The sequence below is a fragment of the Paenibacillus aestuarii genome (assembly GCF_027789125.1).
In the GTDB taxonomy this organism is placed as follows: domain Bacteria; phylum Bacillota; class Bacilli; order Paenibacillales; family NBRC-103111; genus Paenibacillus_E; species Paenibacillus_E aestuarii.
On the sequence record NZ_JAQFVF010000089.1, the window covers coordinates 354,542 to 370,142 of the forward strand.

At 51.7% G+C, this 15,601-nt stretch carries 13 protein-coding genes; 2 read left to right on the top strand and 11 right to left on the bottom strand.

All coding sequences use genetic code 11. The features are described from left to right. Positions 1 to 53: 53 nt before the first annotated feature. From pckA to tdh, 4 genes are all read right to left on the bottom strand, one after another. On the bottom strand, positions 54 to 1,640 hold the full coding sequence (gene pckA / locus O9139_RS31455) for a phosphoenolpyruvate carboxykinase (ATP) (protein ID WP_270885686.1): 1,587 nt from the start codon (positions 1,638 to 1,640) through the stop codon (positions 54 to 56). 241 nt (positions 1,641 to 1,881) lie between these two features. After that, a complete protein-coding gene (locus O9139_RS31460; protein WP_270885687.1) occupies positions 1,882 to 2,655 on the bottom strand; it encodes a hydroxypyruvate isomerase family protein in 774 nt (257 codons plus the stop codon). 318 nt (positions 2,656 to 2,973) lie between these two features. Next, on the bottom strand, positions 2,974 to 4,152 hold the full coding sequence (locus O9139_RS31465) for a glycine C-acetyltransferase (protein WP_270885688.1): 1,179 nt from the start codon (positions 4,150 to 4,152) through the stop codon (positions 2,974 to 2,976). A gap of 19 nt (positions 4,153 to 4,171) precedes the next feature. Further along, positions 4,172 to 5,212 (bottom strand): L-threonine 3-dehydrogenase, encoded by a 1,041-nt coding sequence (gene tdh, locus O9139_RS31470; RefSeq protein WP_270885689.1) that lies wholly within the window; start codon positions 5,210 to 5,212, stop codon positions 4,172 to 4,174. A gap of 143 nt (positions 5,213 to 5,355) precedes the next feature. Between tdh and O9139_RS31475 the strand changes: the two genes are divergently transcribed. Next, the gene (locus O9139_RS31475; RefSeq protein WP_270885690.1) at positions 5,356 to 5,916 is read left to right on the top strand and encodes a helix-turn-helix domain-containing protein; all 561 of its coding nucleotides are present in this window, start codon (positions 5,356 to 5,358) and stop codon (positions 5,914 to 5,916) included. A 130-nt stretch (positions 5,917 to 6,046) separates the two neighbouring features. On the opposite strand, the gene O9139_RS31480 is transcribed toward O9139_RS31475, so the two are convergent. The 7 genes from O9139_RS31480 to O9139_RS31510 form a co-directional block, all read right to left on the bottom strand. Next, entirely contained in the window at positions 6,047 to 7,303 is a 1,257-nt protein-coding gene (locus O9139_RS31480; RefSeq protein ID WP_270885691.1) for a Gfo/Idh/MocA family protein, read from the bottom strand. A 36-nt stretch (positions 7,304 to 7,339) separates the two neighbouring features. After that, positions 7,340 to 8,152 (bottom strand): carbohydrate ABC transporter permease, encoded by an 813-nt coding sequence (locus tag O9139_RS31485; protein WP_270885692.1) that lies wholly within the window; start codon positions 8,150 to 8,152, stop codon positions 7,340 to 7,342. Beyond that, positions 8,145 to 9,086: a carbohydrate ABC transporter permease gene (locus O9139_RS31490; RefSeq protein WP_270885693.1), complete on the bottom strand. Its 942-nt coding sequence runs from the start codon at positions 9,084 to 9,086 to the stop codon at positions 8,145 to 8,147. Before O9139_RS31490 ends, O9139_RS31485 begins: the two co-directional genes overlap by 8 nt. 21 nt (positions 9,087 to 9,107) lie before the next feature. Next, positions 9,108 to 10,397 (bottom strand): sugar ABC transporter substrate-binding protein, encoded by a 1,290-nt coding sequence (locus O9139_RS31495; RefSeq protein WP_270885694.1) that lies wholly within the window; start codon positions 10,395 to 10,397, stop codon positions 9,108 to 9,110. 224 nt (positions 10,398 to 10,621) lie between these two features. Next, entirely contained in the window at positions 10,622 to 11,665 is a 1,044-nt protein-coding gene (locus O9139_RS31500) for a LacI family DNA-binding transcriptional regulator (RefSeq protein WP_270885695.1), read from the bottom strand. A 177-nt stretch (positions 11,666 to 11,842) separates the two neighbouring features. Beyond that, positions 11,843 to 12,130 carry a late competence development ComFB family protein gene (locus O9139_RS31505; RefSeq protein WP_270885696.1) on the bottom strand — a complete coding sequence of 96 codons (288 nt, stop codon included), beginning with the start codon at positions 12,128 to 12,130 and terminating at the stop codon, positions 11,843 to 11,845. Positions 12,131 to 12,527: 397 nt separating this feature from the next. Next, entirely contained in the window at positions 12,528 to 13,217 is a 690-nt protein-coding gene (locus O9139_RS31510) for an aspartate/glutamate racemase family protein (protein ID WP_270885697.1), read from the bottom strand. Positions 13,218 to 13,369: 152 nt separating this feature from the next. On the opposite strand from O9139_RS31510, the gene pdxR reads away from it, so the two are divergent. After that, positions 13,370 to 14,860, top strand: coding sequence for a MocR-like pyridoxine biosynthesis transcription factor PdxR (gene pdxR, locus O9139_RS31515; RefSeq protein WP_270885698.1), 1,491 nt, complete (start codon positions 13,370 to 13,372; stop codon positions 14,858 to 14,860). Positions 14,861 to 15,601 lie beyond the last annotated feature (741 nt).

A 15,601-nucleotide genomic window follows, 5' to 3' on the forward strand; every position in this document is an offset into this window, starting at 1 on the left:
AAAAAGTGTGCATGCTGCAGCCGAATCAGGCTGAGGAATGCACACTTTTTATGTTATTTAGCCGCAGGCTGAGCAGCTGACAGAGCATCAGCGACGCTTGTGATGCTCGGGTCGATGTCAGCAAACTTTTGGAAATTTTGCGCAAAGCGCTTCGCTAACGCCCTAGCCGCTTCTTCGTATGCCGCAGCATCCTGCCACGTATGTTTTGGCTGCAGCACTTCGCTTGGCACGCCCTCTACAGCATCCGGGCAGTATAAACCGAATATCGGCTCCTGCGTAAAGCCTGCCTCTTCAATCGTTCCGTTCAAGGCCGCTGTCACCATCGCTCTTGTCAAAGCTAACGGCATCCGCTTGCCGACGCCGACCGGCCCCCCAGTCCACCCTGTGTTGACGAGGTATACTTTCGCTTCATGCTTGTCAATTTGCTGACCGAGCAATTTCGCGTAAACAGCCGGCCGAAGCGGCAGGAACGGTGCGCCAAAGCAGGTCGAGAACGTCGCTTCAGGTGCGGTAACGCCTCTCTCGGTGCCAGCCAGCTTCGACGTGTAGCCAGACAGGAAATGATACATCGCTTGCTCCTTCGTCAGCTTGGCAATCGGAGGCAGCACCCCGAAGGCATCGGCCGTCAGAAAAATAATGACCTTCGGATGGCCAGCCACGCCAGGAATGACCGCATTCGGGATCGCTTCGATCGGATAAGCCGCACGTGTGTTCTCCGTTAAACTTGTATCACTATAAATTTCTTTACCGGTTGCGGGATCGATGATGACGTTTTCCAAAACCGCACCATGTCCAATCGCCTGCCAAATTTGCGGCTCTTTCTCCGGTGACAGATGTGCGCATTTGGCGTAGCAGCCGCCCTCGAAGTTGTAGACCCCTTGATCCGTCCAGCCGTGCTCATCGTCGCCGATCAGGCGGCGGTTCGGGTCTGCGGACAGCGTCGTTTTCCCCGTTCCGGATAATCCGAAAAATAGCGCAACATCCCCTGCTTCACCTACGTTCGCCGAGCAGTGCATCGGCAGGTTGCCCTCAAGCGGCAGCAAGTAATTCAGCACGGAGAAGATCGACTTCTTCATCTCGCCGGCATATTCCGTCCCCCCGATGAGCACTAACTTCTTCTCAAAAGAGAGGCAAATGAACGTCTCCGAGTTCGTGCCGTGCAGCGCAGGATCTGCCTTCAGTCCAGGCAGCGCGATGACGGTAAACTCCGCCTTATGCCCCTCCAGCTCCTCATCTGTCGGCCGGATAAACAGTTGTTTCACGAATAAGTTATGCCACGCGTATTCATTGATGATGCGAATCGGCAGCCTGTGCAGTTCATCAGCACCCGCAAAGCCGTCAAAAACAAACAGTTCCTTGTCTTGCATATACGTCATGGCCAGCTCGTACAACTGGTCAAAATGCTCCGTGGACATCGGCTGATTCACCTGCCCCCAATCCACCTTGTCCATGACCGACGGTTCGGTGACGATAAATTTATCTTTCGGGGAACGGCCGGTGTATGCGCCAGTGAAAGCTCGGAAAGCACCAGTAGCTGTAACGTTCCCTTCCTTACGCGCCAATGCTCTTTCAATTAGCTCTTGAACTTTCAATTGAAATTGCATGTTGCCTTGCGTGTTAATCTGAACGTTTGCCTTCATGGCCGTTTCATCCCCTTTTATGATATTCGACTATTCGAAAACCCGCACATATAGTGCGTACTATTTAGAATTAGTGTATACTTTATTTGCGGTTTTGTACATATAAAAACATTTATCGGGCACAAAAAGAAGTTTTATCAGGTGATTAAAGACATTTATGACACACTATAAAAAAGTTTATAGGCATGCAAAAAGACACCGTCCTGCTTCATTCAGCAGTGCGGTGTCTTTCGGGTTCAACTTAACGATGATTTGAAAACGCCTCTAGTCTGCGCACTTGTTCCAAGCCCGCTTCCGCTTCGTGTTCCGGGAAATATTCTAGACCGACGGCACCGTTAAAGCCCGCTTCGGCAATTGCTTGAAAGATGCGGTCATAAGCCAGCTCTCCGCTGCTAAGCTCTCTCCTGCCCGGTACGCCTGCCGCATGAAAGTGCCCGATCCATTGCATGTTAGCTTTTATCGTCGTTAGAAGGTTGCCCTCCATAATTTGCTGGTGGTAAATATCATAAAGCACACGCACGTGCGGATTGTTCACTTGCTTGATAATGTCGAAAGCTTCCGCTGAGGAAGACAAAAAATAGCCCCTATGATCGATGAGCGTATTGAGCGGCTCAACGAGCAGTGTCATCCCCGCCTGCTCCAGCAGCGGCACGCATGCCTTTAACCCCTCGATGAGCGATTTCCGTTGGATGGCCCTTGGCACGCCTTCGAGCTCCGGCCCTACCTGTGTGATCAACTGCTGACAGTTCAGCCGTTTCGCCACCGTGATGGAGGCTTGCAGGCCTTCGAGGTAATCCTCCCTCTGGGCCGCATCGACCAAGCTGATGAACTTCGTACAAAAAGCCGCAATCGTCACCCCAGTTTCCTTGACAGCGCTCTCAACTTGATCCAAATCCTTATCCCACCACGACCAAAACTCAATGGCGTCACAGCCGACAGCCTTGATTCTGCGAACACTTTGCGCAAAATCCTCTTTCCTGAACAGCGCATCTACACATACGGATAGCCTCATCATCCTCGCTTCCCCTTTCGCAGCTTGCTCGTTTAAAGTCTATTGTCGCACATCGATAGCTGGGCTCGTCAAGGGGTATTTGGAAAATAAGACCTGGTGAGCGGGTAATCCCGCTCGCGGCCGGCGCGTCTTGTGCCGAAGCATTCCGGGAGCGGGCGCGCGGTCACTGTCCCACATATGTATAGCTACTTGGGGAGGTGGACGTTACTCTATCGCATGGATGCGGGGGAATCTGGTTGTTCGACGCGGGAACCCGCGCATGCCGCGCCGCATACAAAAAAGACCCCATAAGGGGCCTCTTTTTGTCTACACGTCTTGCTATTAAGAGATCAAACCGAACTCGCGGCCGACCTTCTGCAGGCTGTTCAGCGCGAACGCCAGATCCTCTTTCGTATGCTGTGCCGTTACGATCAGGCGCACGCGGCCTTTGTCCATGGCGACCGTCGGATAGACGATGCCTTGCGCAAAGACCCCTTCCTCCAGCAGCCGGTCGGAGAAGCGCATCGTCGTCGCCGGGTCACCGATAATGATCGGGATGATCGGCGTTTCGCTCGCGCCAGTGTCGAAGCCGAGACGCTGCAGGTCCGCTCGGAAACCGCCCGTGTTATCCCATAGCCGTGTGACTAGGTCCGAACTGTCGCGCAGCACTTGAATCGCCGCCAGACAAGTGGCGGCCACGGCCGGTGTCTGTGACGTGCTGAACAAGAACGGCCGCGCCGAGTGGATGAGATGCTCTTTCAACAGCTGCGCGCCGGCGACATAGCCGCCTACGCAGCCGATCGCTTTGGAAAGCGTGCCGATCTGAATGTGCACGCGTCCGTGAAGACCGAAATGGTCGGTCGAACCTTTTCCATTTTTACCCAAAACCCCGCTGGCATGGGCATCATCAACATAAACGATAGCGTCATAAGCTTCAGCCAGCTGGACGATATCCGGCAGTGGCGCAATGTCGCCATCCATGCTGAATACGCCATCCGTGACAACGACCCGCTTGCGGTGATGCTGCGTTTCTTTCAGCACGGCTTCTAGCTGATCCATGTCTTTGTGCGCATAAATTTTGCGAGTTGCTTTCGTTAAGCGGATGCCGTCAATAATGCTGGCGTGGTTCAGCTCATCGCTGATAACGGCATCATCAGGACCTAGCACAGCCGACAGCGCCCCCTGGTTCGTTGTAAAACCGGATTGGAACACAAGCGCAGCTTCCGTCCCTTTGAATTTGGCCAGCTCGATTTCCAATTCTTCATGAATATCAAGCGTACCGGTGATCGTGCGTACCGATCCGCTGCCGACACCGTATTTGTCTATCGCTTCGATAGCCGCTTGTTTGAGCTTGGGATGATTCGTCAGCCCGAGGTAGTTGTTCGAAGACATTTGCAAAATTTTACGTCCGTTCAAAACCATCCAGGTGTCGGAGCCGCTCTCCCATACTTTCAGCGTGCGGTAGCGCCCCTCGCTTTTCAAACCTTCCAAATAAGCAGCTAAATCGTTCAGATAATTCATAGGATCCTCCCAGGTTCGCTTAGTGAATAAAAACAACCTTGCCGCATTGGCCTTCCGCCATGAGACGAAACGCTTCTTCGTATTGATCCAGTGTGAAGCGGTGCGTAATGACCGAGCCCAGATCGATGCGTTTTTGATTCAGCAGCCCCTTCATTTGGTACCAGGTTTCGTACATTTTCCGTCCGGTAATCCCTTCCACGCGAAGCCCTTTAAATATAATATGATTCGTCACATCGATACTGACCTCGCGCGTAGGGATGCCCAGCAGTGAGACCCGGCCTGCGTTCGCCGCAGCCGCAAAGCCATCCGCAATCGCCTGCGGATTACCGGACATCTCCAGCACGACATCGACGCCTTCGCCGTCTGTCTGCTCCCGCAGCGCATCCGCTGTGCGCGTCTCCATCGCATTGATCGTCACATCCGCACCCATCTTCACAGCCATTTCCAAGCGGCTTGGGTTAATATCCACGGCGTAGATTGTGCCTGCCCCGCAAGCTTTGGCGACCATAATCGCCATCATGCCGATCGGCCCGACGCCGATGACAGCGACCGACTTGCCGACGATATCGCCGGACAGCACCGTTTGCACCGCGTTGCCTAGCGGATCCTGCAAGCAAGCGATTTCAAAAGGAAGCTGGGGATCATTATGAATCACATTGCTTCCTTTCACGACCGCATACTCGGCAAAACAGCCCGGCGCCGTAATGCCGAAGCTCTTCGTATTCGGACACACATGCGCATTGCCGGTGCGGCATGCTTTGCAGGTTCCGCAAACCATATGACCTTCGGCGGATACATGATCCCCAATTTTGACACCTGTAACACGCTCTCCAACTTCAACCACGATACCGGCAAACTCATGACCGAACACATTCGGCGTTAGAACGGTCTTCTCTGCCCATGCGTCCCATTTATAGATGTGTACGTCCGTTCCGCAAATGGAAGTCGCTTTAATTTTCACCAGCACTTCGTCCGGCCCGCAGGTCGGAATTGGAACTTCTTTTAAGATGGCACCCGGTCCTCTATGTTCCTTAACCAGTCCGATCATGGTCGCGCTCATCGAATACTACCCCCAAAGATGAATGTTCACTATATTACACAAATGTGCGTTTTATCATTTATATATACGATATTACACGAATGTATGTTATATTGTAAATAGGCGTTTTTCGATAACGGAAACAATATTTTAGGAGGACTTCTATGAACGAACCCATTCATAAAATGGTAGGCAGGAAGCTGTTGAATATCCGCAAAACGAGAGGATTAAGCCTGGATCAAGTTGCGGAACTGACAGGTGTCAGCAAGGCGATGCTGGGGCAGATTGAGCGTGGGGATTCCAATCCGACGATTTCCGTTTTGTGGAAGATTGTCAGCGGGCTGCAAATTTCCTTCACGAGCCTCATCGAAGATGATGAGCCGAAAGTTACGCTGGTCCGCGCCGAGGAATTATCACCATTTGAGGAAGAGGACGGACAATATCGCGCCTATCCGGTGTTCCCTTTTCATCCGCAAAAAAACTTTGAAGTATACACGGTCGAGATCGAGTCTGGCTGCCGCCACATCTCCGAGCCTCATAACTTCGGTGTGGAGGAATACATTCTCATGGTAGCCGGCAAGCTCGAATTAAGTATCGGGCAGGATCTCTACTTCCTGAGCCCTGGCGATGCGATTCATTTCTCTGCAGACCGGCAGCATACGTACCGCAATGTGTCTGATGGCAAAGCGATCTACAAAACGATCATTTACTATCCGCCAGCCTGATCGACCGGATCATTTTTCCACAACACTGCTCCCGTTAGAATAACCTTTCAGCCACAGATCATACGGTCATTCACTCCATAAAAAAGCGCGAACAGCCTGTAATAGACCGTTCGCGTTTTTTCATGCTCAGCTACCCTCTTCTCACTCGTTCAGCGAAATCGGCGATCTCAATCGACTTCCCTTTGTTCAGTCGCGACTCCTCGGCGGCAAAAGCCATCAGATGGCTTCGCACCGAAGCCGAAGCGGAGGTCAAGCTCTCGCCGCCGTTATAATGGCGGACTTCATCCAGAAAGCTGCGCATCACGCCGGCATCGCCGCCTCCATGGCCGCTGTTGGGCACATGAACCGTGATGTCGTTCTTCTCCTTGGTCACGAAGTCATACAGCGTAATCTTGTCGTCATGCCCGCTGATCTGCCCTTTCGTGCCCATAATCTGAACGATGCGCTCCTGCTCCATCGTAAAGCCGCACATGCTGAAGGTCGCCGTCGCTCCGTTGGCAAATTCCATATTGACCACCTGATGGTCAACCACATTATTATCGGATTTGTACACGCAGCGGCCGTAAGGCGATGTCTTCAAGCCTTCGACAATCGCTTCCCGAGAACTGTCCTGCGTGAAATGCCATGCCCAGCTTTTTCCATCACCCAAATAAAATTTCGGCGCCGAATACGGGCATGTCGCTTCAACTGCACAGCCGTCCAAGCAGCGGCTGGTTGAGCCTTCCGGCGCATTGCCTTCATGGAAATGCATCAGCGAACCGTAAGAGCTAACTCGTGTGCAAGGCTGGTCCATCAGCCAGGACAGGACATCCATATCGTGGCACGATTTGGATAAGATCATTGGGCTCGACGTATCCGAGTTGTTCCAGTTGCCTCGGACAAAGCTATGCGCGATATGCCAGTAGCCTACATTTTCGTTCAATTGGATCGAAACTACGTCACCGATGCGCCCTTCGTCAATCAACCGCTTGATCGTCGACCAGAACGGCGTGTAGCGAAGCACATGGCAGATCGTCAGTAAACGTTCATTGTCTTTGGCTGCCTGCTCCATTTCCATGCATTCCTTTGGATCCGGCGACATCGGCTTCTCCAGCAGCACATGGTAGCCTTGGTTCAGCGCTTGCAAGGTCGGCGCATGATGCATGCGGTCTTGCGTGCAGATGATCATGATGTCAGCTAGCTTCGGCTGCCCCATGACTTGCTCCCAGCTTGCGTAGACTTGTTCAGGCGGAATGTTGTGCTCGCGGGCAAATTTGTCCCGCCTTTCCGCATCCGGCTCTGCAACCGCAACGAATTTCAACTCATGCGGGTAATCCAAGGCATAGGGCGCATAGCTTCTTGCCCCCCGAGAGCCCGCTCCCAATAGAACAGCTGTTAATGTACTCATCCTGGTTTCTCCTTTATCCATAGCGATATCTCTTCTTTATCCTTTTGTTCCTGTAAGCGCAATTCCTTCTATAAAAGAACGTTGAAAAATAATAAACATCACAATCATCGGCCAAATCGCCAAAATCGATCCTGCCATCAACACTGGATAGTTCGTAAAATGCTCGCCTTGCAAGTAGGCAAGTCCGGCGGACAGCGTCATCTTCGTCAGCGATTTGTTGACAATCAGCGGCCAAAGCAAGTCGTTCCATGACCACAAGATGGTCATAATCGCCAGCGCCGTAAGGCCTGACTTCGACAGCGGCAGCATGATGCGCCAATAGATGCCGAAGTAGCTGCAGCCGTCCAGCGTCGCCGCTTCTTCCAACTCTTTGGGGATTGTCATAAAAAACTGGCGCAGCAAAAACGTGCCGAACACACTGAACAAACCAGGCATAATCAACGCTGCCAGCGTGTTCAGCCAATGAAAATCTTTCATAATCAAATACTGCGGAATGATATACACTTGCCCGGGAATCATTAACACGGACAATGAAATGAGAAAGATGGCATCCCGGCCCGGAAACCGCAGCCTTGCAAACGCGAACGCTGCCATCGAGCAGAAGAGCAGCTGCCCCGCCACTTTGGCCAGCGTTGTAATCGATGTGTTGAAATAAAACGTCATGAACGGCAGCGACATGATCGCCTTGGCATAATTGTCCCAATGAAAAGTGGGAGGAATAATGACCGGCGGCACTTGCGACGCTTCGCCGAGCGACTTGACCGAAGTCAACAGCATCCAGGCGAAAGGCGTGACCATGAGCAGCGCTCCGATGATCAGCAATGTATGTACGAGCAGCTTTCTATTCATAATGCACCCACTTCTTCTGCAGCTTCATTTGGACAGCCGTGATCAGCATGATAATGACAAGCAGGAATATGCCGACTGCGGACGCATAGCCTTTATCATTATTTTCAAATGCATATTTATAGAACAAATACACAACCGATTGCGTATTTTCGACCATCAAGCTTCTGCTGCCGATCATCATATAGATCAGATCAAATACTTGAAACGCACCGATCAACGAGATCACCGTCACAAAGAAGATGGTCGGGGTCAATAGGGGCAGCGTAATGACATAAAATTTACGGAATGGTCCAGCGCCGTCTATGGACGCCGCCTCGTAGTAGGACGATGAAATTCCCTGCAACCCTGACAAAAAAATGATCATATTATTGCCGATCGATGACCAGACGGCGACGACGACAATCGCGAATAACGCCCATTTGGGGTCTGTCAGCCAGTTCTGCGCTTTGATAGAAAAGAGGCTGAGCACGTAGTTGATCAATCCGTAATCCCCGTTGTACAGCCATTTCCATACCATAGCCACCGCTGCCGGCATCGTGACGACAGGCAGAAAAAACAGCGTGCGGTAAATGGCGAGTCCGCGAATTTTTTGATTGAGCAGTGTGGCTACTATAATAGATATAATTATGCTCATCGGCACAAACATGACCACATAAGTGACAGTATTGCGCAGGGCATGAAGCAAGCTCACATCCTGCACCAGCCGTTTGTAATTATCCAGCCCGGCCCAGGAATACGTATTGAACGCTTCCCACTTCGTGAAGCTGAAATAGAACGTTTGTATAATCGGCCAAATGTAAAAACCGAGCAGCCCAAGAAAAAAGGGGGCTATCATCAGATATCCCCATAACCATTGGGATCGGGCCAAATTGTTGCGTTTACGTGTTGCTGTATGAATATGTGGGCTTGGGCTCACAACGCTTTGAGACTCCATCTGCCAATCCCCCTCGCCTGTTTATTTCTCTGCTGCCAGCGCTTCGTTCATCTTCGCCGCTAGCTGCTTCGCCGCTTCCTCAGCCGACACTTGCCCCGCCCAAGCTTTATTCAAGATCTCCTGCTCCAGGGAAGACCACTTGGACGTATATTTCGAAACCGGATATGGCTTCGCATACTTCACTTCATCAATAAAAATTTGCAGCTTCATGTTCGGGAACGACTTCACCCAAACATCTTGTGTGCCGTTAAAGGCTGGAATCGCTACGCCGGTCTTCGCGTGAATGTCCATCGCTTCCTTCGAGCCCAAGAACTTGAGCAGTTCCCATGCTTCTTTCGGATGCTGGGACTTGGCCGACATCGCATAGCCTAGCCCGTGGATGACGACGGATTGCTGTTTATTTTTCGGCAGCGGAGCTACGTCCACTTTATCTTTCAAATAATCGTTCTTGGCAAATGTCGTTGCGTTCCAAGAGCCTTCCCACAGCATCGCCACTTTGCCGGACTGGAACATATCGAGCGGCTCGGTATCCGTCATCTGCGCAAGCGTTGGCGACACTTTATGGACATTGATCAGATCCGTCCAAAACTTAATGCCGGCAATCCCTTCCGGCGAATCGTAGCCGGATTTTTTCTTATCATCCGAAATGACGTTGCCACCGCTTTGATAAATCGTATTATAATAGCCGCCTTGCGAATCCAGTGCAGCTGCTACGCCCCATACGCCCTTGGCCGGATCTGTCAGCTTCTTGGCGGTATCCACGAATTGCTCCCAATTCCAGGACCCATCCGGATAGGGGACGCCTTTGGCATCGAATAACGCTTTATTGTACCAGACGCCAATCGTGTCAAAATCTTTCGGAATCGCATACTGCTTGCCGTTGTAGTTGTACAGCTTCACCAACGATTCAGGATAGTTCTTCAGATCGACATTATCCTGCTTGATCAAATCGTCGAGTGGTTTTAGCATCCCGTTTGCGGCATAAGATGCGAAGCGCGGTCCGTTCATCCAGAAGACGTCCGGCAAATTTTCTCCGCTTGCGGCGGCCTCCATCTTTTGCCAATACTGCTTGTTCGGCGTATCCTCGATTTTAACCTTGATATTCGGATGTTTGGCGGTAAAAGCTTGAATCAACAAATCATTCGTTTCTTTGTATGCGCTTCCACCCCAGCTGCTAAAAGAGAGCTCTACCGTTTCCGTACTGGTGGCGTTTCCTTGGCCTTGTGCCGGAGCGGCTTCGTTCGGACTGCTGGAGCAACCAGCGGCAATGATTGTCGTGATCGCTAACATGGAAATCAACATTTTTTTCATCGCATTTTCCCCCTAGATGGTGATTTGTCAACATGCATTTTGAAAATCAACGGTTCATTCATTGAAGAAACGTAGCTGCCTGAATGCTTATGTATGTGCGATCCCCGTGCCATCACCTCCCTTATAGAATCAAGTCAAATTTTGCGGCAAACTATGGATAACGTTTTCCGCAAGTGTAAAAAAATAATTACTTACGAACATAGCCGTAAATAATTAGCAATTCATTAAGAGAGCTGCGAAGACTGCCGGATGATCAACTGATAGGGCAGTTGGACCTTCATCGGCATATTCAGGGTACCGTTCATGTACTGCACTAACAATCTGGCTGTCGTCGTGCCGATTTCGTATTTGGGTACGGCGATCGTGGACAGCGGCGGATTCGTGTACTCCGACAGCTCGATGTTATCAATGCCGATGAAGCTGATGTCTTCCGGGATGCGCAGCCCTCTCTCGGTCACAGCCCGCATTGCGGCGATCGCCAGCGTGTCGCTGGCCGCAAACATCGCGGTCGGCCGCTCGTTCGCCTGCGACTCCAGCAGCTCCACCATCCCGCTGTAGCTGCACTCCACTCTCCAGTCCGTGTCGATCACCCAACTCGGATTAACCTCCAGGCCGGCCCGGTGCATGGCATACTTGAAGCCGGTGTAACGCTTCTCTTCCGGCACTCCGTTCGTGGCGATATCGCCGCCGATAAAGCCGATCTTCCGGTGCCCCTGTTCAATCAGGTGATCAACAACGGATTTCACCGCGGCAATCCGGTCATAATCGACAAGCGTTACGCTTTGCACATCTTCTTCCAAATCAATGCCAATGACTGCTGGAATGTGCTTCTTGATATACGCGATGAACTCGGCATCGACTGCCCCGATCAAAATGATGCCATCCAGCTGCGTCTCTCTGACCGCTTTGTGCAGCTGCTGCTCATTTTGCAGTTCATCAATCGAATGTATGTATGCCAGCGTATAGCCCAAATCTTGCAGCTGCTCGCTAACGCCCGACAAAATTGGCGAAAAATACGGATGCTGGCCGCGGAATTGCGGCTTCATCACGATGCAGCCGACCAGCATGGACGGTTTCGCTTCTTCCCGTTTGTTCTGTACCAGGCTGCGCGCAGATTCATTGGGCTTATAGCCGATTTCCTCTACGACTTCCCATATTTTCTTCTTCGTCTCGGGATTAATATGTCTGCTTGTATCGTTATTAATTACCCGGGAGATCGTGGAAACGGACACACCAACTTGTTTCGCAATATCTTTCAAAGTGGGCAAGACCTTGTTGCTCCTTATCGTATAGTTTGGCGCCAAACGTTTTCCAATTTCATAGTAATACGCTTTCATTCGCGCGTCAATACATCTTTTTATAGAAAATCAGTGCCGTCTTTAGTCACATGTACAAAAGTCTGATCAATCTCATCAAGATCGCTCAGACTTTTCGTGTTTCTGCCATTATTGCCTTGTTTCTTCAACAGTCACATGGTGCTGGTTTTGCTCCACGATAATGGCCGCGCTCATCAATTCTTTTAAAATATCGGATTGAAGCTGCGTGTTCAAATATAAACTTTTGACAAATAGTTGTCCTCTTTCGCTGGACGTATATTTGGGAGGAATTCGGTTCAAGACGATCGCTTGAATATCTTCCTTGCATTGGTCGCATGCGCATTTCAGCTCGTAGCTTTTTTGAAATTCCTCAAATGAATGGCTGACAATGGCTTCGACGGCATTGATGAGTCCCATGGGGGTGCTTCCTCCTCGACAAGAATACCTCTATTGTAGCATTTTCATCATTTAAATAAAATTATTGTTAACAAAAATAAAAAAGGCTGCGCTTCATGATGATGCGAGCCCTTTTGGTAAACGGTTAAGCCCAAGCAAACTCTATGCTTTGTTCGGCGCGAAAATAAGCCTAAGCAAACTCTACGCTTTGTTCAGCAAGAACCTAAGCCTAAGCGAACTCTACGCTTTGTCCAGCAAGAACCTAAGCCAAAGCAAACTCTACGCTTTGTCCAGCAAGAACCTAAGCCAGAGCAAACTCTACGCTTTCTTCAGCAAGAACCTAAGCCAGAGCGAACTCTACGCTTTGTCCAGCAAGAACCTAAGCCAAAGCGAACTCTACGCTTTGTCCAGCAAGAACCTATGCCAGAGCGAACTCTACACTTTCTTCGGCGTGAATACGGGTTGTGTCGAATAGCGGAATACCTGTATCTTCCTGCTGCACGAGCAGCGGAATTTCTGTACAACCGAGAATGATGCCTTCCGCCCCTTGCGCGTGCAGCCGCTCGATAATCTCGATAAATTTCGCTTTGGACTCAGGTGTGCACACGCCTTTGAAAAGCTCATTGCGCAGCACGCTGTGAACGAGTTCACGCTCATCATCCTGCGGAATCACTGCTTCGATGCCTTGACGCTGCAGCCGCTCGCGGTAAAACTCCTGCTCCATCGTGTAGCGTGTCCCCATGAGACCGACTCTGCGCAGCCCCTGCTGCTTAATGCGCTCGGCTGTCACATCAATGATATGCAATAGTGGTATGCTTACCGCCGCCTGCACTTCATCCGCCATGCGGTGCATCGTATTGGTGCAGATGACAATTACGTCCGCCCCGCCGGCTTCCAGCCGCTGTGCCGCTTCCACCATCACCTTCGTCGCTTCGTCCCACTCGCCCGCTTCTTGCAGCTTAACCACCTCTTCAAAATCCATCGAATACAGCATACACTTCGCAGAATGCAGCTTGCCCATGCGCTCATTCATGATGCGATTGATATGGCGGTAGTATTCTGTCGTGGATTCCCAGCTGAGACCGCCGATAAGACCGATTGTTTTCATTTCGTTTGCCCCCAATTCTCGTGATCGTCTATGGCCGACTATCATTCGTCGTCTTTTCTTGATATCATCATAATACTTAGAGATCTGGTTTAAAAAGATCCACGTTTTTATCATTTTTATAGTACCAGATAATATGAAGGAGGGCGGCGTTCATGCTTCTCACGGTCGATCGCGGCAAACCACAAACATTAACGATCCAAGTCTATGAACAAATACGCGAAGCAATCTGGAATGAAGTGCTGCGGGAGGGCATCAAGCTGCCCTCTTCCCGGGAACTTGCGCAGCAGAGCGGCGTGTCGCGCAACATTGTTATGGAAGCCTACGACCAGTTGCTTGCCGAAGGCTACTTAGAGGTGCGGCCGCGCTCCGGCACCTATGTCGCTGACGGCGCATCGCTGCGCCACCGGCCAGGTCCTGTTGGCGACAGGGGTGGCGCCGGTGCGGGTGGAGGTGCCGGCCGCCGAGCTGGCGCTGGGCAGCATGAGCCGCAGTCGTCCGAATATGCGGAGCGCGCATGGATTGATTTCCATGCCAGCCGTCCTGCGACGGATTATTTTCCGCGCCACCTGTGGGGCAGGCTCGCCAAAGAAGCGTGTTACGAATCGCCGGAGCACTCGTTCGGTTATTTGGAGCCAGAAGGCGCGTTGAAATTAAGGCGCGTTCTGGCTCCGTATTTGCGGCAAGTGCGCGGCGTTCATTGCCAGCCCGGGCAAATTCTGATTACGGGCGGCGCCACGCAAGCGTTGTACCTCATCACGAAGCTGCTCACCGATCCGCAAGGGTATATCGCCGCAGAAGATCCTACCGCCAGCGAGATGCGCTCGATTTTCACCTATGCCGGGGCTGAGGTGCGGCCAATCCCAGTAGACGATAAGGGCATCCTCCCCGACCGGCTGTCCCGCAGCGACAGTCCTCGCTTCGTGTTCGTCACGCCATCGCACCAATTCCCGCTCGGTGGCACGCTGCCGATTCAACGGCGAATTCAACTCATCGACTACGCACGTGCGATGAATTGCTATATCGTTGAAGACGACTATGACAGCGAGTTCACGTACGACGGCGTTCCGATCCACGCCATGCAGGGTCTCGACCCGGAGCGAGTCATTTATGTCGGCACATTCAGCAAAATATTGTCGCCATCGCTCCGCATCGGCTATGTCGTGCTGCCGCAGTCGCTGCTGCCTGCTTTTCGCACCAGCAAATGGTATCTCGACCGGCACACCTCCGCCTTGGAGCAGCTTATCCTTGCCCGTTTCATCGAACAAGGGCACCTGGATCGGCATATTCGCAGAATGCGCAAAGTGTACAGGAAGCGCAGAGAAGTGTTGATCAGAAGCCTGTCCGAGCATTTTGGCGAGGTGGACATTTTAGGTCATGCCGCGGGGATGCACCTGGTCGTTCGTTTCAAGCAAGTCAGCTTCAGCGAAGCGCTGCTTGAACGTATCCAATCAGCCGGCGTCCTCGTTTATCCGGTGGAACAATTCGCCTTGCAAAAAGGCGCGTATACAAACAGCATCGTGCTCGGCTATGGCGGACTGACAACGGATTTGATCAAGGAGGGCATCAGGCGGATGAAGATAGTGATGGCGGAGATGCCGGAGATGGGGCTGGCTGTTGGAGATGATCATTTGTTAAATGAATGACGCTGCCCGGCCGCGGCTCTCGGCGGTAGCGCTTGCCGCTTAGTACCTGTCAATCCCGAACGATAGTGATGTGATGGTTCTGCTGGCGTCCTTGTTGGAGATGTCATATTTGTGGCGGTGCTCAGGCTGGCGGTGGGAGAGCTAGTATTCGTGGTGGATGCACAGGCTGTCGGTGGGAGAGCTAATATTCGTGGTGGGTGCACAGGCTGGCGATGGGAGAAGTAAGCGTTACTGTATAGCCCAGGAGGTGGTAAGGGAGTTAACTAGTGTTGAGGAAAAATCGTTGAGAGGCTAAGCTGGTGCCACTGCTCCGCGCAGTTTTTCCGTAGTCCGACTTTACCCAATTGCAGCCGCCACGGACGCACCTTTTAGCGATGTAGTCCGATTTCGCCCAATTACAGCGGCCTTTTCGCGCCCGAACAAGCGAAAAACCGGCTGTAATTGGGTATTTCCGGACTACAGCATGTTCAGTCCCGCATGAAGCTTCTGCAATTGGGTTTTTCCGGACTACAGCAGAACTGCTCCGCGCAGTTTATCCGTAGTCCGACTTTACCCAATTGCAGACGCCATGGACGCACCTTTTTGCGATGTAGTCCGATTTTGCCCAATTACAGCGGCCTTTTCGCGCCCGAACAAGCGAAAAACTGGCTGTAATTGGGTATTTCCGGACTACAGCATGTTCAGTCCCGCATGAAGCTTCTGCAATTGGGTTTTTCCGGACTACAGCAGAACTGCTCCGCG